The sequence below is a fragment of the Flavobacterium xinjiangense genome (assembly GCF_900142885.1).
In the GTDB taxonomy this organism is placed as follows: Bacteria; Bacteroidota; Bacteroidia; order Flavobacteriales; family Flavobacteriaceae; genus Flavobacterium; species Flavobacterium xinjiangense.
Map to the genome: position 1 here is coordinate 48,562 of NZ_FRCL01000010.1, position 18,839 is coordinate 67,400.

Annotated in this window: 16 protein-coding genes; 11 read left to right on the plus strand and 5 right to left on the minus strand. The window is 33.9% G+C overall.

The genetic code is table 11. The features are described from left to right. Positions 1 to 96: 96 nt before the first annotated feature. A complete protein-coding gene (locus BUC23_RS12335; RefSeq protein ID WP_073209879.1) occupies positions 97 to 1,584 on the minus strand; it encodes an aminotransferase class V-fold PLP-dependent enzyme in 1,488 nt (495 codons plus the stop codon). Between the two features lie 182 nt (positions 1,585 to 1,766). On the opposite strand from BUC23_RS12335, the gene BUC23_RS12340 reads away from it, so the two are divergent. Together BUC23_RS12340 and BUC23_RS12345 are read left to right on the plus strand one after the other, a co-directional pair. Then, a complete protein-coding gene (locus tag BUC23_RS12340; RefSeq protein ID WP_073209881.1) occupies positions 1,767 to 2,186 on the plus strand; it encodes a DM13 domain-containing protein in 420 nt (139 codons plus the stop codon). Between the two features lie 9 nt (positions 2,187 to 2,195). Then, positions 2,196 to 3,092: a hypothetical protein gene (locus BUC23_RS12345; protein WP_073209883.1), complete on the plus strand. Its 897-nt coding sequence runs from the start codon at positions 2,196 to 2,198 to the stop codon at positions 3,090 to 3,092. Positions 3,093 to 3,172: 80 nt separating this feature from the next. Here the strand turns inward: BUC23_RS12345 and BUC23_RS12350 are convergent, their stop codons facing one another. The 3 genes from BUC23_RS12350 to BUC23_RS12360 all read right to left on the minus strand — a co-directional run bounded on the left by BUC23_RS12350 (position 3,173) and on the right by BUC23_RS12360 (position 5,708). Then, a complete protein-coding gene (locus BUC23_RS12350; RefSeq protein ID WP_073209885.1) occupies positions 3,173 to 3,754 on the minus strand; it encodes a porin family protein in 582 nt (193 codons plus the stop codon). A gap of 37 nt (positions 3,755 to 3,791) precedes the next feature. Continuing rightward, entirely contained in the window at positions 3,792 to 4,568 is a 777-nt protein-coding gene (locus BUC23_RS12355) for a membrane metalloprotease (protein ID WP_073209888.1), read from the minus strand. A gap of 96 nt (positions 4,569 to 4,664) precedes the next feature. Further along, positions 4,665 to 5,708: a hypothetical protein gene (locus BUC23_RS12360; RefSeq protein WP_073209890.1), complete on the minus strand. Its 1,044-nt coding sequence runs from the start codon at positions 5,706 to 5,708 to the stop codon at positions 4,665 to 4,667. A gap of 259 nt (positions 5,709 to 5,967) precedes the next feature. Between BUC23_RS12360 and BUC23_RS12365 the strand changes: the two genes are divergently transcribed. From BUC23_RS12365 to BUC23_RS12380, 4 genes are all read left to right on the plus strand, one after another. Continuing rightward, positions 5,968 to 6,483 carry an RNA polymerase sigma factor gene (locus BUC23_RS12365; RefSeq protein ID WP_073209891.1) on the plus strand — a complete coding sequence of 172 codons (516 nt, stop codon included), beginning with the start codon at positions 5,968 to 5,970 and terminating at the stop codon, positions 6,481 to 6,483. Positions 6,484 to 6,544: 61 nt separating this feature from the next. After that, on the plus strand, positions 6,545 to 7,459 hold the full coding sequence (locus BUC23_RS12370; protein ID WP_073209893.1) for a FecR family protein: 915 nt from the start codon (positions 6,545 to 6,547) through the stop codon (positions 7,457 to 7,459). Next, positions 7,446 to 9,980 (plus strand): TonB-dependent receptor plug domain-containing protein, encoded by a 2,535-nt coding sequence (locus BUC23_RS12375; protein ID WP_073209895.1) that lies wholly within the window; start codon positions 7,446 to 7,448, stop codon positions 9,978 to 9,980. The genes BUC23_RS12370 and BUC23_RS12375 overlap by 14 nt, the downstream gene beginning before the upstream one ends. Positions 9,981 to 10,363: 383 nt before the next feature. Continuing rightward, entirely contained in the window at positions 10,364 to 10,681 is a 318-nt protein-coding gene (locus BUC23_RS12380) for a hypothetical protein (RefSeq protein WP_139259867.1), read from the plus strand. Positions 10,682 to 10,808: 127 nt separating this feature from the next. Here BUC23_RS12380 and glmM read toward each other — a convergent pair whose 3' ends face one another. Continuing rightward, a complete protein-coding gene (gene glmM, locus BUC23_RS12385) occupies positions 10,809 to 12,197 on the minus strand; it encodes a phosphoglucosamine mutase (RefSeq protein ID WP_073209899.1) in 1,389 nt (462 codons plus the stop codon). Positions 12,198 to 12,316: 119 nt separating this feature from the next. On the opposite strand from glmM, the gene BUC23_RS12390 reads away from it, so the two are divergent. From BUC23_RS12390 to BUC23_RS12410, 5 genes are read left to right on the plus strand one after another with little or no spacing between them, the layout of a single operon-like run. After that, positions 12,317 to 12,901: an acyl carrier protein phosphodiesterase gene (locus BUC23_RS12390; RefSeq protein WP_073209901.1), complete on the plus strand. Its 585-nt coding sequence runs from the start codon at positions 12,317 to 12,319 to the stop codon at positions 12,899 to 12,901. Further along, on the plus strand, positions 12,898 to 14,583 hold the full coding sequence (gene ggt, locus BUC23_RS12395) for a gamma-glutamyltransferase (RefSeq protein WP_073209903.1): 1,686 nt from the start codon (positions 12,898 to 12,900) through the stop codon (positions 14,581 to 14,583). The genes BUC23_RS12390 and ggt (BUC23_RS12395) overlap by 4 nt, the downstream gene beginning before the upstream one ends. Before the next feature lie 32 nt (positions 14,584 to 14,615). Next, positions 14,616 to 16,301, plus strand: coding sequence for a gamma-glutamyltransferase (gene ggt / locus BUC23_RS12400; RefSeq protein ID WP_073209905.1), 1,686 nt, complete (start codon positions 14,616 to 14,618; stop codon positions 16,299 to 16,301). Positions 16,302 to 16,314: 13 nt separating this feature from the next. Next, positions 16,315 to 16,983 carry a DNA alkylation repair protein gene (locus BUC23_RS12405; protein WP_073210025.1) on the plus strand — a complete coding sequence of 223 codons (669 nt, stop codon included), beginning with the start codon at positions 16,315 to 16,317 and terminating at the stop codon, positions 16,981 to 16,983. Positions 16,984 to 17,024: 41 nt separating this feature from the next. After that, positions 17,025 to 18,809, plus strand: a complete 1,785-nt coding sequence (locus BUC23_RS12410) for a chloride channel protein (protein ID WP_073209907.1) — start codon at positions 17,025 to 17,027, stop codon at positions 18,807 to 18,809. Positions 18,810 to 18,839: the final 30 nt, after the last annotated feature.

Consider the following 18,839-nt stretch of genomic DNA (forward strand, 5'->3'; position numbering starts at 1 on the left):
TTTCAGTCGCAGTTTCCAGTTAAAAAAAAATCACATATTATAAGCAATAGCGTTTATGATATGTGATATTTTTAGTTCTATTAAAACCTCAACTTTTTACAATGAAAACCAGCTTTTCACCAATTGATCTTCTAAAGGTTTTGCGTCTTTATTTATAAATTCATTTGAGACAGCATTGTAATCATAGTCCAAAGCCCAAATTTTGTGGTTTTCAGCCAATGCTTTTATCCCGTTGCAGACGAATTCTATTTCAGCATTTGTAGTGGTGGGATGAATCGACATTCTGATCCAACCCGGCTTTCTGATTAAATCACCTAAAGTAATTTCGTCAATTAATTTATGGGAGGTTTCTTGGTCTACATGCAATAAAAAATGGCCATAAGTTCCGGCACAACTGCAACCGCCACGAGTTTGAATTCCGAATTTATCATTCAGCAATTTCACTCCTAAATTGAAATGTAAATCCTCAATAAAAAAAGAAATCACCCCTAATCTATCCTGATGTTGACCGGCAAGAATTTTAATGTTTGGTACATTCCCTAATGATTCGAAAACATAATCCACGATTTCGTGCTCGCGTTTTAGAATATTATCAATTCCCATTTTCTCTTTCAACTGAACTGCCAATGCCGTTTTTATGACTTGAAGAAAACCAGGTGTTCCACCGTCTTCCCTATCTTCAATATTATCAATATACTTGTGTTCTCCCCAAGGATTTGTCCAACTTACAGTTCCGCCTCCAGGACAATCAGGTACCAAATTCTGATACAATTTTTTATTGAATACCAAAACGCCACAAGTCCCGGGTCCGCCAAGGAATTTATGCGGGGAAAAGAAAATAGCATCCAAATAACTTTCCGGATCTACAGGATGCATATCTATTTTTACATAAGGCCCAGAACATGCAAAATCTACGAAACACAATCCATTATGCTGATGCATCAATTTTGCTGCTTCATGATATGGGGTTTTAATTCCTGTAACATTGGAACAAGAAGTGATTGAAGCAATTTTGAAACTTCTATCTTTATATTTTTCAAGCAGTATTTCTAAATTTTCAATACTGAACAAACCATCTTCAGTGGACGGGATTACTTCAACATCAGCAATAGTTTCTAACCAAGAGGTTTGATTGGAATGATGTTCCATGTGAGAAATAAAAACAACTGGCTTTTTTTCGGCTGGAATAGTGATGAAATCTTTTAGGTTTTCTGGTACTTTTAATCCCAAAATACGTTGAAATTTATTGACAACACCTGTCATTCCTGTTCCATCGGTTATTAAAACATCATCTGTATTTGCATTAACATGATGTTTTATAATATGACGCGCCTGATGATATGCTTTAGTCATTGCTGTACCAGAAACTGTAGTCTCTGTATGGGTATTGGCCACAAAAGGACCAAATTCATTCATCAATTTTTCTTCGATAGGGCGATATAAACGACCACTGGCTGTCCAATCCGTATAAATAATTTGTTGCTGCCCGTAGGGAGTTTCAAATTTTTGATTGATTCCAATAATGTTATCGCGAAACTGTTGGAAGTATTGTTCTAATTGAGTTGGCATTTCTGTGGTGGTCATTGTTACTTAATTTGAGTTCAAAGATATAGATTTTTACTAAATAGTCTTTTTCAAATATCGTTAATCCATGAATAAACTAAATTAAAAAAATTGGCTAAATGTAAACTAGCTGACAAAGAATAAACCTGATTACTTTTAAATTTGATTACTTGATTAAGTATGAATTAAAATCCATTTTGATTATGAAAAAAATTGCATTTTTATTACCCCTCTTCTTTACCTTACTTTCCTGTGAGATTGAAGGTGAATTGACCAGGAAACCAGAGCAAGCTGCTGCAATTCCTGAAAATACACTTCCTGCATTTACAGGTGATTTTATGCCAACTTCAGGCATAAATGTTAATGGTTCAGCTAAAATTTATTTAAATGCAAATCAGAATGAAGTGCGATTAGAAAATTTTAGTATTTCTAATGGTCCAGATTTAAAGGTATATCTTTCTAAAACAGATAAGCCAACCGACTTTGTTACTTTAGGAAATTTAACTTCGGCAACCATTTACAAAATTCCGTCGCAAGTAGATGTTTCCGTCTATAAATATGTACTAATTCATTGCCAGCAATACAATCATCTTTTTGCAATAGCACAATTATCCAAAAATTAAAAACAACTCATGAAAAAAATAATATTAATTTTCGCTATAGGATTCCTTTCAAATTCCTTTGCACAAGGATGCAGCGACGCGGGAATTTGTTCAATTGCCAACAGTTTTCATACTTCAGATAGAGAATATAAGAACGGAATAGAAATAGGAAGTATTTTTGGCGCTGGTGAAGCCGATGTTTCTTATTTTTCACCTTATGTTACCTATACAAGAACTGTGAATGAACGCTTGTCGTTAAGTTCAAAAATAACGTATTCGGTCGCTAGTGGAAGTTTTGGAAAAAGAGGAGGTTTGGGTGACGGGTATTTAATAGGGAATTACAATTGGAAAATAAAAACTAAAACCCAATGGAGCGCTCTACTAGGTTTTAAAATACCTTTTACCAGTTCGAATCAAAAAATTAATGGATTTTCACTTCCACTAGACTATCAGTCGAGCTTAGGAACTTTTGACTTGATTGTGGGATTGAATTTAAATTATAACAAATGGGACTTTAATACCGGTATTCAAATTCCTGCATTCAATAACAATAAAAATTCTTATTTTAAGGAGTTTTCTAACTCGGATGATTTTCCTTCTACCAATTTATTCGAAAGAAAATCTGACGCTCTTTTTAGAACAACCTATACCATTCAAACTGCAAATAATAAATTCACTTTTAAGCCCAATATTTTATTTATCTATCATTTAGGTGAAGATACCTATGAAAATGCTTTTGGAATAAGAGAAAACATTAAAAACTCTGATGGATTGACCATTAATGGGAATTTAATTGCTTCTTATGCAGTTAATTCTAAAAATTCTATAGAGCTATCAGCTGCCACTCCATTTGTAGTGAGAGAAATTAGACCAGATGGCTTAACGCGGAAATTTACTGCAGGGCTCATTTATAAATACTTTTTTTAGACCTCCAGCAAAGAAATAGAAATACAAACAAAAAAATGTCCAAGAATTCTTGGACATTTCTAATGTATACTTGGTAGGTTTTATAAATCAAACCCTACTGAAAATTGCCAAACTCTGTTATGTGCCTGACCACTATCATACAAATCTCCTAAGCCCAAATGGTAACGAACACCTAAACTTATACCGGAATCAGTTTTAAAACCACCTCCAAAGTTCAATCCCCAATCAAAATTGTTTGGATCGTATTCTTGTGAACTACTAATGAAACCATTGTACTCTTCTTTATGAGAAATAGCCAATCCTATTTGTGGGCCTGCTTCCAAAAAGAAATTTTTAGAAGGATACGCTTTAAGCATTACCGGTAAATTGATATAATTTAATTTTTGTGTAAATGTCCCATTACTGTCTTTGATCTCGTATCCTTGTTGAGAATACATTAATTCCGGTTGAATTGAAAAATTTGGGCTAATAAATTCCTCGCCGTAAACACCAACATGAAATCCATGACGTTGTCCCGTTTCTCCTTGACCATCATAATTTACTGCGGCTAAATTATACCCGCCTTTTATACCTGCGTTTGATTTGTGATACGTTTTATTTTGGGCACTGATCGAAGCTACCATCCCAAAAAATAAGGCAATTATTAAATTCTGCTTTTTCATAAAATTTCTGTTTTTGAATTATTATATATCTACTATTTTATTTTCCTCCATTGGCACGCAGATCTGCAATACATTGTGCGTCTAACTGCGGTGCTGATCCGCCTGAAACCATATTTCCAATACCATTTCCTGTTTCTGAAGACCAAAACATTAAGCAACTATTTACATTACAATGCTTAGCATGTGCCGTATCTTCATGATTACTTTGCAAAGCTGTACCAAGGTTTGTCAGTCCAAGAATATGTCCAAACTCGTGTGTAATTACCGTCGTTTCAAGCAAAGTCCTGTTTGGCTCAAATGGACTGTCGCTTAAACCTTGAACGGTTTTTTCATAAATAACAAATGAAGTATTTCTATACGCGGTTCCTAAAATAACACTTGTACTAGTATCACTAGTTGATTGTCCATCGGCAAAGAATGCCCATATCGCTACTTGATTTGCCGTATTGTATTTTGTTCTGTTAGCATCCTCAATTGCTGCGATTTCTTCATTTGTATAAGGAGCATTCCCAGGTGAGACAATTGCTCTTTTAATTACAGTTATTCCCCCAGGTTTATAGGTTCTTGCTTCTAGAAAAGCTACGAAGTTGTTTATTGCGGTAGTTGTGGGTTCAAATCCTACGACATAAACCAATTCAACAACTGTACTTTTAAACGTATTGTCAGATAATAAATCATTTGCCGAACTACCGGTAGGCTTTTTATTGTTAGCAATGGAACTTACTGTTCCGGAACTGTTACTTAAATCATCCTCTTTTGAACAGGATAGCAATAAGCCAAAACATATCGTTAGTACTGCAATTCTTTTTTTCATTATTATCTTTTTAAGTTATTAGTTAATTTATAAATAACAGCTACAGTATTTACCGCAACTGTTATTTATTATATAGCATTCAAATTAAACCCTGCTTTATATTTGTTTCAAAATTACTGTTACTGCTGCGTTAGTAGTACTTTGTAATGAAATTGATGTAGCAGTAAAACTAGTTACTTTCCAATTATTGTTTAACAAATTGAATGTCGCATTACCAGAAAAATTCAATTTAAGAAAAACTTCTAATTGTGAACTTACAGCATAGGTTCCATTTACAGTTGAGCTTAAAGTACTAACAGCGGTTACAGACAAATTATTTGCAAAATCAACCGTGTAGTCTTTATAGTTAGTTGCAGTATTGACTCCTGAAGTTAAAAATGATTCCACTTTAAACTTTCCATTTACCAAAATTGTCTCTAGTTTTTTTGAATTTTCAACTGCCGTTGCCATTGTTGCTTCTGTTTTAAGAGATGCATTAATAGTCGATTGAAATTCAGCGTCACTTGAAATTGTTGTTTTTGTACCATCAATAAGCGTAACTGTCATTGGGTATTTTACTGAAAATAATTCCGTGCTGCTTACATTAGACATATACGTATATAATTGTTGCTCGGATGTGATGACAACACTTCCTGTTTGTACTAAACTAACATTATACGTTAAAATTGTAATTGGGAAGTTAATATTTACCGAAGAAATGGCATCTTGTCCTGAAGCCTCCGCTGATGTACAAGCATTAAGAATAGCATTATACTCTGTTTGATTAGTAACAGTAGCCTCTGTATAGTTACTTAATTTAACTTTTAAAGGGAATTGCAAAACAACAGTGTCTTGATCGTTGTTGAACTGACCCAAAATAGAAATTACCTGTTGGTAATCCAGTTGACTTAAAATTGAAACCTGAACACCATTAACTTTTGCAATAGCTGGTAATACAATTGAAGAGCAAGAAGCTCCATCAATAAAATCATCAAATGAGCCATCGTACATAGATGTACGTTTTAAATTGTTTGCAGTCGTAGAATTGGCAGAATTTGTATTTGGATTTTGTCCTTGAACATCGTTTACTTCACTTTGACAAGAAGTAAAACCTAAAATAGCCATTAGTGCAATCCCTGTAATCGTTTTTAATTTTTTCATAATTTTCAAATTTAATGTTTTTTTATATTTACAAGCGGTCTTTTTTACGCCTTTCTGTTAGTAAGACAACTCTCTTAGCTTTTACCCTACCCTAAATTCTAAAAAAAATAAAAAAATTAACCAAATAAAATATAACACATTAACTTACAATATTTTAAATATTTAAATTATATTAAAAATATAGGCAAGCAATAATTTACAGTATTAATTTTGAAAAAATAATTTACTTTTACCTCCTACCAAAATGAAATAGTATTATATGAGCGACGATAACACTAAACTTTGCGAAGAAAATCATTTTAGAGACTTTTACTTAAAACATGTGCAATCGGCAAATAATTTTGCTTATTATAAATGTGGAGATAGCGAAGCTGCATTAGACTTGGTACAGGATGCATTTACTAAAATTTGGGAGAATTGTTCCAAAATTGATTTTAGTAAAGTAAAAACCTATTTGTTTACCAGCATCAATAATTTATTTCTAAACAACATCAAGCATCAAAAAGTCGTACTGGCTTATGCTAAAGAATCTCCAAATTTAGATACCAATAATCAAAGTCCTGAATATTTATTCGAAGAAGAAGAATTTAAACAAAAACTTGCCAGTGCAATCGCATCATTGAGCGAACTGCAAAGGGAAGTATTTTTACTGAATCGTATAGATGGAAAAAAGTACAGAGAAATAGCGGAGTTACTCGATATCTCTCAAAAAACCGTAGAGAAAAGAATGTCTGGAGCATTACAAATATTAAAATCCCAAATAGAAAATATATAATTAGTCATTTAGCTATAGGGTAAATACAAAGTTAGTTGTCTTATAAACATAGAGATATAAAATGAAAAACGAAAAAGAGATATTAAAATGGTTGAATGATGAGCTTTCAAGCAAAGAAATTGAGGATTTAAAACAATCTGAAGGTTTTGAAACGCTGGAAAAAATTGCTCATTACACAGCACAATTGCAAACTCCAAAAGTGGATGCAGCTGCTGCGTTTGAGGCTTTTAAGCTCAGAAACAAAACTAAAAAAGAAATAAAAGTTAGAACACTAAACTTTAAGACATTCTATAAAGTTGCAGCTGTTTTGGCTATTTTATTAACTTCATCGTATTTCTTCTTCTTTACTAATACTACCTCATTTGAAACTCAAATAGCACAAACCAAAACCTTCAATCTTCCCGATAATTCAGAAGTAACATTAAATGCCGCTTCAAAAATAACATTCAATGAAAAAAAATGGAAAGAAAAAAGAAATTTATCACTGCAAGGCGAAGCTTATTTTAAGGTGCAAAAGGGACAAACTTTTAGTGTTAATACTTCCGATGGAGTCGTTCAAGTCTTGGGCACGCATTTTAATGTAAAACAACGGGACAACTATTTTGAGGTTCACTGTTATGAAGGATTAGTCAGTGTAACGTATAAAAATGAAACCGTAAAATTACCCCATGGTAAAACATTTCGTGTAATCAATAATCAAATTCAAAACGTTGAAGATTACGAGGCAACAAACCCGTCTTGGATACAAAAAGAATCAACCTTTAGCGGAATTCCGTTAGATCAGGTTATTGCCGAACTAGAGCGTCAATATGATATCAAAATTAAAGTAAAAGGAGTCGACACCTCAAAATTATTCACGGGAAGTTTCACCCACACGAATAAAGATATAGCGCTTCAAGCTGTAACGATACCGCTTCAATTAAGTTATAAAACGGAAGGCAAAACCATTACTTTTTACAACTATGAAGCTAAATAAATGGTTAGTTTACATCCTGTTTTGTATTGGAAGTATCACTTACGGACAAAATACAACTAAAAAGATCCCTTTAACAGATCTTATTGTTTCAATCGAAAAACAATTTAATATTAAGTTTTCTTATGCCGTAGAAGATGTAGCCGCAATTAAAATTGTCAAACCGAATACTGCCTTTACATTACAAGAAACTATTGATTATCTAAACTCGAAAACACTTTTAAATTTTAAAGCACTAGACAGTCGATATGTTACTGTTTCAGTGCTAAACAAAACAATATCCATTTGTGGAGTTGTTTTCGACGAAAAAAAATCTCTTTTAGTTGGCGCTTCAATCCTTGTAAAGGATATTGGAAGAAGTACCATAACAGATGAAACTGGAAAATTTAAATTACAGAACATTCCGATCAATGCAATACTAACCATTTCCTATTTGGGTTTTGAATCCAAACAATTTGAAGCAAACGAATTGTTTTCTGCACAAAACAATTGCAAAGAAATTCTTCTTCCTGCAAAAAATGAGGAACTGAATCAGGTTTTGATAAATGTCTTTTTAACCCCGGGATTACAAAAATATTTAGATGGAAGCACTGTTTTAAATACTAAAAAATTTGGTATTCTTCCCGGATTAATAGAACCTGACATTTTGCAATCTATACAAGCGCTTCCCGGTGTTGAAAGCTCCAATGAAAGCATTGCTAATATCAACGTTCGTGGCGGTACAAATGATCAAAATTTAATCCTGTGGGATAATATCAAAATGTACCATTCCGGTCATTTTTTCGGTTTAATTTCTGCTTACAATCCCAACCTTACTGAAAAAGTAGTGGTGAGCAAAAACGGAACAAGTGCGGAATATAGCGATGGCGTTTCGAGTACGATAAACATGTACACTAAGGATGTTATATCCAATAAGTTTTCAGGAGGCGGAGGAATAAATCTAATCAGTGCCGATGCGTTTTTAGAAATCCCTATTGCCAGAAACCTGGCACTACATATATCCGGACGACGTTCTATTACCGAATTATTTAAATCCCCTACCTATACCAGCTATTTTGAACGCAGTTTTCAAGACAGTGAAATCAATGCTGACAGTGATAAAAATGATACTTCATCTGACTTTTACTTCTATGATTATACTGCTAAATTACTTTTTGATTTAAATGAAAAACATCAATTCAGAGCCAACATTATTGGGATTAATAATGCCTTAGATTATTCAGAACGTTTAACAGCAAACTCAAATACATCCCAATCTAAAACTAGTAATTTATCTCAGAAAAATATTGGTTACGGAGGAAATTGGAAAGCACAATGGAATCCAAAATTAAGCTCACACTTCATCACTTACTTTTCCAGATACAATATTGACGCAATTGATTACAGAATTGAAACGGATCAGCGCTTGACTGAAGCCAATGAAGTGCTTGAAACTGGAGTAAAATTGAATACTTATTACAAAACTAATGAGAACTTAAATTTCTTAGTTGGTTACCAATTTAATGAAACGGGTATGCTCAATCAAACCGTTGTTAGTAATCCTTCGTACTCAAGCACCATAAAAGAGGTATTGCGAAATCATGCAGTATTTTCTGAAGCCGAATTCAACAAAAAAAACACCTATTTGAGAGTTGGGGTACGCTTGAATTATTTTCAAAAATTCGCAAAGTTTTTGGTGGAGCCCAGAATAAACTTTAGACAAAAATTATCAAACGAATTTGCTTTAAAACTAGAAGGAGAATTTAAAAACCAATCTACTACTCAAATTGTAGATTTTGAAGATGATTTTCTAGGTGTGGAGAAAAGACGTTGGGTTTTGGTAGACAATAAAGATATCCCTATTGCCATGAGCAAACAGGGTTCTTTAGGTGTGGAATTCAACAAAAATAAACTAACGATTGATCTTACTGGTTTCATAAAAAAAGTAAATGGAATCACTGCCTCTAATCAGGGATTTTATAACAATTTTCAATATAAAAATGCGCATGGCAGCTATACTGCAAAAGGTATCGAGTTTTTAGCAAATAAAACTGCAGCAAAATATAGTACTTGGATCAGTTATACTTTTAGTGTCAATAATTATGAATTTGAAACTTTTAATCCATCGACATTCCCAAATAATGCAGATATTAGACATTCGGTTTCTTTTGGTCTGAATTATGACATTAATAAAAATTTAAAAGCCTCTATTGGCGGAATTTGGAGAAATGGACAACCGTATACAAAACCAGTTGATGGTGATGAAACTGTCACAAATGGCAATACAACAATGGTCAATTATGATAGCCCTAACGGCAGCAACCTAAATAATTTTATGCGTTTGGACGCATCCTTTAGTTATAACTTTAATTTTACCAATGCCATAAAGGCAACCTTACGCGCAGGTATAATAAATATAACAAATGAAGATAATATAATCAATAGGTATTATAAGTTGGATTCAAACAACACTGATAACGCTATAAAAGTGGATAACAAATCACTTGGTCTTACTCCAAATGTAAGTTTCAGAGTGAATTTTTAAAAGCATCAACAACCATACTCTTTTCAGATTAATAAAAACACAACCCTTTCAACTTAAAGTTTAAAAGGGTTTCCCATTTGATATATACATTGAAAGAATTGCGCTAGTGTACTATGTAATTTTTAATACAAAAAATACATTAGAAAAATCAAGCAACTACTGTAATAAATCTTATTCCCAGTCTCAATAACCTTTTAAATATTGCTTGTAAATCGTTAACACTCTTTTATTACTATAATTATTATTTAAAGTACAAAATCAACATACAAAACATACAAAATACTGTTTATCAATTAATTAAAAATAATATAATTGTATTTTTGTATTAATTATAAGTGGAGACCAGAAGCCACATTAAAAACGGGGCGCAATCGAAAAGCCAAATGAGTAGAAGAATAATATCACCACAAATGGAAAACATGAAAAAAGTAATGGTCCAATTTGACTTTCCCGGAATGACAGTAAAGGAATATGATCAAATATGGCAAGATCTTCGTGCGGCGGGTTATGAAAATCCAAAAGGTTTAATTCACCACGCAGGTGCTCCTACTAATAAAGGGGTGAAAGTAGTAGACGTTTGGGAAAATGCAGATAAGTTCAATGAATTTGGACAAGCATTAATGCCAATTCTTAATAAGCATGGCGTAAAAGAACCCAACCCGGAAATTTTACCGCTACATTACGAATATAAAATTTTTTAATATTCGTAATTATATATATATTTAAAATCATATAAGCATAAATAACAGCGAAATACACCTCTAAAAAGACAAAACCCTTTCAAAGCTAAGGACTCTGAAAGGGTTATTTATTTGAAAGCAGTTGCGTTTAAATTCCTGCTACTGCTTTTATTTCTTCAATAATTCGAAGTGCTAACGCATCTGCTTTTTCTTGTGAAGACGCTTCCGTGTAAATACGAATAATTGGCTCTGTATTTGATTTTCTTAAGTGAACCCAATTTTCAGCAAAATCAATTTTCACGCCGTCAATAGTGGTAATATCTTCATTTTTATATTTCTCAGTCATGGCAACAAGAATCGCATCCACATCAATTTGTGGCGTCAATTCGATTTTATTTTTGCTCATGTAATATTCAGGATAGGAAGCACGCAAAGCAGAAACTTTCATCTTTTTGTTGGCCAAATGTGTTAAGAATAGGGCCACTCCCACCAAACTATCACGTCCGTAATGAAGTTCCGGATAAATGATTCCACCATTTCCTTCACCACCAATTACGGCATTATTCTTTTTCATTAGCTCCACTACATTCACCTCACCTACAGCGCTTGCTTCATAGCTCCCGTTATGCAAGTTGGTCACATCACGCAACGCACGAGAGGAAGACATATTCGAAACGGTATTTCCCGGTGTTTTACTCAATACATAATCAGCGCAAGCTACCAAAGTGTATTCTTCTCCAAACATTTCACCGTCTTCACAAATGAAAGCCAAACGATCCACATCAGGATCCACTACGATTCCTAAATCAGCTTTTTCTTTCACTACCAGTTCCGAAATATCAGTCAAATGCTCTTTCAACGGTTCCGGATTGTGAGGAAAATGTCCGTTCGGTTCGCAGTATAATTCCACCACTTCAACGCCCATTAATTCTAACAATCTTGGAATAATAATTCCACCTGAAGAATTCACACCATCAACAACCACTTTGAATTTAGCCGCTTTAACCGCATCAACATCTACCAGAGGCAAATTTAATACTTCATCAATATGAATATCCATATAAGCATCGTTAATCATAATAACACCTAAATCATCTACATCCGAAAAATCGAAAGCTTCAGCCTCGGCAATTTCAAGAATTTTCAGCCCTTCTTCACCGTTTAAGAACTCGCCTTTTTCATTCAATAATTTCAAGGCATTCCATTGTTTTGGATTGTGCGAAGCCGTAAGGATAATTCCACCTTCGGCTTTTTCTAACGGAACAGCAACTTCAACAGTTGGCGTTGTAGAAAGTCCCAAATCAATCACGTCAATTCCTAAACCAATTAAAGTGTTTACCACCAAATTGTGAATCATTGGTCCAGAAATACGAGCATCACGACCTACAACAACCGTTATTTTCTCTTTTCCTATATATTTTTTCAACCAAGTCCCATAAGCCGAAGCAAATTTAACTGCATCAACAGGTGTCAGGTTATCACCCACTTTACCTCCTATTGTTCCACGAATTCCTGATATTGATTTTATTAAAGTCATTGATTATTATTTTAATTTTTGAATTATAAATTTTAAATTGCTCACAAATATAATAATTGACGGTTTATAAAAGTCATTTAGAATTCAAAATTCATCATTTAAATTCCTAAATTAGGCGAATGAATTTTCTAGCGCACATATACCTTTCCGGAGATAATGATTTAATAAAAATTGGCAATTTCATGGCAGATGGCATTCGGGGGAAACATTTTGAAAGTTATCCCATTGATGTTCAAAAAGGAATCATTCTACACCGTGCCATAGACACTTTTACAGATGCCCATCCCATTTTTAGAAAAAGCACCAAGAAACTGCATGAAAATTACCATCATTATGCTGGTGTGATTGTAGATGTTTTTTATGATCATTTTTTGGCTAAAAACTGGAATACCTATTCTGATGAAAAACTAGAAGAATTTGTAGATCGATTTTATCAATCTTTGCATAATAATCCTGATATTTTATCCGATAGAACCAAAGGAATGATGCCCTACATGATTGAATATAATTGGCTGGTGAGTTATCAAACAGTTGAAGGAATCAATCGAATTTTGACCCAAATGGATCATCGTACCAAAAATGAATCAAAAATGCGTTTTGCTACAACTGAACTTTCAGAATTTTATTCGGAATTTGAAACCGAGTTTAGCGAGTTTTTTAAAGAATTAATACTATTTTCGAATGAAAAAATAATGACCTTATGAAAAAAATACTTTTTCTCCTTGCCTTTGCTGTTTTAGGCTGTAAATCAAATGAAAAAACTGTTGAACCTACAGGTTTAGTAACTTCAAAAGCGATGGTGGTTTCTGCTCGCGAGGAAGCTTCGCAAATAGGAGTTGAAATCATGAAAAAGGGCGGAAATGCTTTTGATGCGATGGTAGCAACTGAACTGGCTTTGGCGGTTTCACATCCACAAGCTGGAAATATTGGCGGCGGTGGTTTCATGGTTTTCAGGAAAGCCAACGGTGAAACCGGAGCTATAGATTACAGAGAAAAAGCACCTTTGGCAGCAACTAAAGATATGTATTTGGATAAAAACGGAAATGTAATTGAGGGTAAAAGTAGAGAAACCGCTCTGGCATTGGGAATTCCGGGTACCATTGCAGGAATATTTGAAGTACATAAAAAATATGGTTCCTTACCCATAAGTGAAATTCTTAAACCTGTAATTGCTTTGGCAGAAAGAGGTGTTGTTGTCACTAAATTTCAAGCGCAAAGTCTAGCTGATTACAGAGCTTCTTTCATCAAGGCTAACGGGCGAAACAGTTTGTTTTCGAAAGAATATAAAGAAAATGACACTATCAAATATCCAGCATTGGCAGCCACATTAAAACGAATTGCCATAAACGGTCGTGATGAATTTTACAATGGAGAAACCGCTGAAAAGTTAGTTGCTTTTCTGTCTAAAAAAGGCGGAAATGTAACTATGGAAGATTTGAAAAAATACCAAGCAAAATGGAGAACACCTATTACATTTCAATATAAAGAATTAAAGATTACCTCAATGTCTCCACCAAGCAGTGGCGGAATTTGTTTGAATCAAATCATGAAAATGATTGAGCCTTATAACCTTTCACAAATGGGGCACAACAGTCAAAAAACAATTCAGGTAATTACGGAAGCGGAACGAAGAGCGTATGCTGACCGGAATTATTTCTTGGGAGATCCTGATTTTGTAAAGCTTCCTTTGAAAGAATTAGTCGATCCAGCCTATTTAGAAAAAAGAATGAGTGATTTTTCATTCGATCAAGCTTCAAAATCCTCAGATATCGCTAATGGGAAAATCAAAGGATATGAGAGCAAACAAACGACTCATTATTCGATTGTCGATTCAAAAGGGAATGCTGTATCGGTAACGACTACATTAAATGACAATTATGGTTCTAAAATATATTGCGATGAATTGGGCTTCTTTTTAAATAATCAAATGGACGATTTCAGCGCAAAGCCAGGGGTTCCAAATTTATATGGACTTACGGGAACGGAAGCAAACAGCATTGCTCCCCAAAAAAGAATGTTGAGCTCTATGTCGCCAACAATTGTAGAGAAAGACGGTAAACTTTTTATGGTTGTGGGAACGCCGGGTGGTTCAACGATCATTACATCTGTTTTACAAACAATATTGAATGTCTATGAATTTGGCATGAGCATGCAGGAAGCAGTAAACGCACCTCGTTTTCACCATCAGTGGTTACCCGATGAAATTACATTTGAACCCAATTCTTTCGATAAAGAATTATTGAACAATTTGAAGAAAAAAGGATACAACATCAATGAAAAAAATAAAGAAATCATTGGGGAAGTAGATGCTGTTTTGGTATTACCAAATGGAAAACTTGAAGGTGGCGCAGATAAAAGAGGTGATAATAAAGCGGTTGGTTTTTAAAAATTATATTCTTATAAATTCAGAATATCAGATTGAAAAAAATTATTATTCTATTGAGTGTTTTTTCTATTGGTTGTAAAACCCAAAATGTTATAGTAAAGCCCACAGGACTGGTTGCTGATAAAGCAATGGTAGTTTCGGCACGTGAAGAGGCATCAAAAATAGGTGTCGAAATCATGAAGAAAGGCGGTAATGCTTTTGATGCGATGGTTGGAACCGAATTGGCTCTTGCAGTTGCTTATCCGTTTGCAGGAAATCTTGGCGGTGGCGGTTTTATGGTGTATCGAAAAGCAAACGGCGAAGTTGGTTCTTTAGATTACCGAGAAAAAGCACCATTAGCAGCCACAAAAAATATGTTTCTTGACGAAAAAGGAAATGTTATAAAAGGAAAAAGTACAGGGACAGCTTTGGCCATTGGCGTGCCTGGAACGATTGCCGGAGTTTTTGAAGTACACAAAAAATTAGGGTCCTTGCCTATCGAAGAAATATTAAAACCGGTAATTGCATTAGCAGAAAGAGGTGTGATAGTTACTAAAAAACAAGAACTTCGTTTTAATGATTATAAAGTGGAAATATTGAAAAAAAATGGACCAAATTCTCTGTTTTCTACTGTTTTCAAAGAAAACGACTTTATAAAATATCCTGCGCTGGCAACTACATTGAAAAGAATTTCCAAAAATGGACGAGATGAATTTTACAAAGGAGAAACTGCTAAAATATTAGTTAAATACCTTCAGGAAAAAGGGGCGATAATCACTTTGGAAGATTTGGCCAAATATGAAGCTAAATGGCGCACTCCTCTTACTTTTGATTACAAAGATTTAAAGATAATCTCTATGTCTCCGCCGAGCAGTGGCGGAATTTGCCTAGCCGAAATATTCAAAATGATTGAACCTTACAATTTGGCAAAAATGGGACATAATTCATCAGAAGCCATTCAGGTTATAGTTGAAGCCGAAAGAAGAGCTTATGCTGACAGAAGTTATTTTCTGGGCGATCCTGATTTTGTAAAAATACCATTAAAGGAATTAATGTCAAATGACTATTTGAAACAGAGAATGTCAAACTTTAGTTTTGATAAAGCCACTTTATCATCAGATATAAAACAAGGAAAAGTAAATTATAATGAGAGTATGGAAACTACTCATTATTCGATTGTGGACCCTTTTGGCAATGCGGTTTCAGCAACTACAACCCTAAATGACGGTTACGGTTCCAAATATTATTGTGACGAATTGGGCTTTTTCTTAAACAATGAAATGGATGATTTCAGTGCGAAGCCAGGTGAACCAAATATGTTCGGTTTGGTAGGAAATGAAGCCAACAGTATTGCGCCACAAAAAAGAATGTTGAGTTCTATGACTCCAACAATTGTTGAGAAAAATGGTAAATTATTTATGGCTGTGGGTTCGCCTGGAGGTTCTACGATTATCACTTCGGTATTGCAGACGATATTAAATGTTTACGAATATAGTTTGAGCATGCAGCAAGCTGTAAATGCACCCCGTTTTCATCATCAATGGTTACCGGATTTAATCACTTTTGAACCCAATACATTCGATACTAAAACCTTTGAAACCTTGAAATCAAAAGGATATCTTATCAATGAAAAAACGACTCCAGTAATAGGAAAAGTAGATGCTATTTTGGCTTTGCCAAATAAAACTTTAGAAGGTGGAGCCGATTTTAGAGGAGATGATAAAGCGGTTGGATTTTAAGAAGGAGCAATTTATGAAATTTATACCTGCCTTAGAGCACGCTTTCGTAGCAAACCAAAATTCGGAAAATGCTTTTGCAATGGCCAAATATATGCGAAATAATTTTTCTTTCTTTGGAATAAAAACCGAGAACCGAAGACGCATTTTCAAGGAAATTTGGAAACAAAACAAAAAAGAAGTTACTGAAAATGCAAGAGAGATTGCTCTAGAACTATATTCGAAACCACAACGGGAATTCCATTATTGCGCCATTGAAATTTTGATAAAAGAACTCAAAGGAAATTATAAGAAAGATGATATTCAAAACATTGAAAAATTAATTGTTACAAATACCTGGTGGGACAGTGTTGATACAATTGCAAAATACATATTGGGAGAATATTTATTAGAATTCCCATTGGAAACCAAAAATATAATTGCACGATTTTCTAAATCAGAAAATATGTGGCTGAATCGAAGCGCCATTTTATTTCAGTTAAATTATAAACAAAAAACAAACTTTGAACTATTGAAAGTTGAATGTAATAAACATAAAATGTCCAAAGAATTTTTCATTCAAAAAGCAATTGGATGGGCATTGAGAGAATATGCAAAGACAAATCCCGAAGCGGTGAAAATTTTTGTTGCTAACAATAATTTAATGCCTTTGAGTACAAAAGAAGCATTGAAAAACATCAAGTAAGCTAATAATAATTGTAATTTAGCACTCTTTAAAAAAATAGAATGTTCAAAAAATATCTCTCGAAACTAGAAACCATAATCGCTTTTGCACAATCTATTTTAACACCAAAGCAATTTATATTTTTATCTGCGGTTTTGGTTGGTATTTCTTCGGCATTTGCGGTAATTGTATTAAAATCCTTTGCCCACTGGGTATTTTCGTTTGCGACTTATATTAATGGTATTTTAAAACTAAGCTTCATTAATAGTATTTTACCAATAATTGGAATACTATTAACTGTTTTTGTTGTCAAAAAAGTTCTGGGAGGTACAATTGAAAAAGGAACTTCACAAATTTTATATACTGTCGCAAAAAAAGCGAGTATCATACCAAAAAAGCAAATGTATGCTCAAATCATTACCAGCTCGCTTACCGTTGGTTTAGGTGGTTCTGCCGGTTTAGAGAGTCCAATTGTAATTACAGGAGCAGCTTTTGGATCTAATTATGCCCAGCGATACAAATTAAGTTATAAGGACAGAACCCTACTTATTGGTTGCGGTGTTGCGGCGGGAGTCGCTGCAGCGTTTAATGCTCCAATTGCCGGTGTATTATTTGCCATTGAAGTGCTGCTGGTAGATGTGAGTATTTCAGCATTTACTCCAATTATGATTGCTGCAGCAACCGGAGCTTTAGTATCTGTAATTGTTTTAGATGAAACAATTTTATTGTCTTTCAAACAGCAACAAACATTTGATTTTCATAACATTCCTTTTTATATCCTTCTCGGTTTATTTACAGGATTTATTTCGGTTTATTACTCCAGAAACTTTGCTAGGGTAGAACATTTTTTCGCTCGACTTAAATTATCTCCTTATAAAAAAGCCTTATTTGGCGCTTCAATATTGGCAATCATAATCTTTGTTTTTCCCACGCTTTTTGGTGAAGGTTATGAAAGTATTAAAACATTATCTGAAAGTGATCCAGGCCAGTTACTCGAAAACACGCTTTTCGGTAGTTTTAGAAATAATAGTTGGGCACTTTTGATCTTTATTGGTTTAACGATGATGTTAAAAGTTTTTGCTACAGGAATTACTTTAGGTTGTGGCGGAAATGGTGGAAACTTCGCTCCTTCCCTATTTCTGGGTTCTTATGTTGGTTTTTTCTTTTCCAAATTTCTAAATCTGACGGGATTGACGAAATTGCCTATCAGTAATTTTACAATGGTTGGAATGGCAGGAATTCTAAGCGGTTTATTTCATGCGCCATTAACAGCCATCTTCTTAATTGCAGAAATTACGGGAGGTTATAATTTAATGATTCCGCTTATGATTGTTGCTTCAATCAGTTTTGCCATTTCAAAACGTTTTGAAAAACATTCCATGGACGTCAAGAGCTTAGCGGCAAAAGGGCATGCGTTTACGAGTAACAAAGACTCCAACATTCTAACGACATTAGACACCAACTCAATCATTCAAACAGATTATTTGACAGTTTCCCCTGATGAAAATTTAGAACGTTTAGTTGATTTAATTTCGCACTCTAATCAGGTTATTTTTGCTGTTGTCGATAAAGACCAAAAAATGGTCGGTATAGTCCATTTTAATACAATAAGAGAAATTATCTTTAATCAATATCGCGTAAAATATACCTTGGTAAAAGAAGTTATGATTCAACCCATAGAAATCATTACGCCTAATGACAGTATGGAAACTGTCATGAATAAATTTGAAAATGCAAAAGTGGTATTTCTTCCAGTACTAAAAGACGGGAAATACTATGGTTTTATCTCGAAATCGGTAGCCCTCGAAGCCTATAGAACCAAACTAAAATCTATGACGATTGAATAAATTTTAATTTTTCTTTTAACATAAACTTCT

Coding starts and splice junctions, on each gene's coding strand:
- BUC23_RS12365 (WP_073209891.1), top strand. CDS start 5,968: ATGAGCGACGATAACACTAAACTTTGCGAAGAAAATCATTTTAGAGAC.
- BUC23_RS12350 (WP_073209885.1), bottom strand. CDS start 3,754: ATGAAAAAGCAGAATTTAATAATTGCCTTATTTTTTGGGATGGTAGCT.
- BUC23_RS12380 (WP_139259867.1), top strand. CDS start 10,364: ATGAGTAGAAGAATAATATCACCACAAATGGAAAACATGAAAAAAGTA.
- BUC23_RS12410 (WP_073209907.1), top strand. CDS start 17,025: ATGTTCAAAAAATATCTCTCGAAACTAGAAACCATAATCGCTTTTGCA.
- BUC23_RS12355 (WP_073209888.1), bottom strand. CDS start 4,568: ATGAAAAAAAGAATTGCAGTACTAACGATATGTTTTGGCTTATTGCTA.
- BUC23_RS12370 (WP_073209893.1), top strand. CDS start 6,545: ATGAAAAACGAAAAAGAGATATTAAAATGGTTGAATGATGAGCTTTCA.
- BUC23_RS12360 (WP_073209890.1), bottom strand. CDS start 5,708: ATGAAAAAATTAAAAACGATTACAGGGATTGCACTAATGGCTATTTTA.
- BUC23_RS12335 (WP_073209879.1), bottom strand. CDS start 1,584: ATGACCACCACAGAAATGCCAACTCAATTAGAACAATACTTCCAACAG.
- glmM (WP_073209899.1), bottom strand. CDS start 12,197: ATGACTTTAATAAAATCAATATCAGGAATTCGTGGAACAATAGGAGGT.
- ggt (WP_073209903.1), top strand. CDS start 12,898: ATGAAAAAAATACTTTTTCTCCTTGCCTTTGCTGTTTTAGGCTGTAAA.
- BUC23_RS12390 (WP_073209901.1), top strand. CDS start 12,317: ATGAATTTTCTAGCGCACATATACCTTTCCGGAGATAATGATTTAATA.
- BUC23_RS12345 (WP_073209883.1), top strand. CDS start 2,196: ATGAAAAAAATAATATTAATTTTCGCTATAGGATTCCTTTCAAATTCC.
- BUC23_RS12405 (WP_073210025.1), top strand. CDS start 16,315: ATGAAATTTATACCTGCCTTAGAGCACGCTTTCGTAGCAAACCAAAAT.
- BUC23_RS12340 (WP_073209881.1), top strand. CDS start 1,767: ATGAAAAAAATTGCATTTTTATTACCCCTCTTCTTTACCTTACTTTCC.
- BUC23_RS12375 (WP_073209895.1), top strand. CDS start 7,446: ATGAAGCTAAATAAATGGTTAGTTTACATCCTGTTTTGTATTGGAAGT.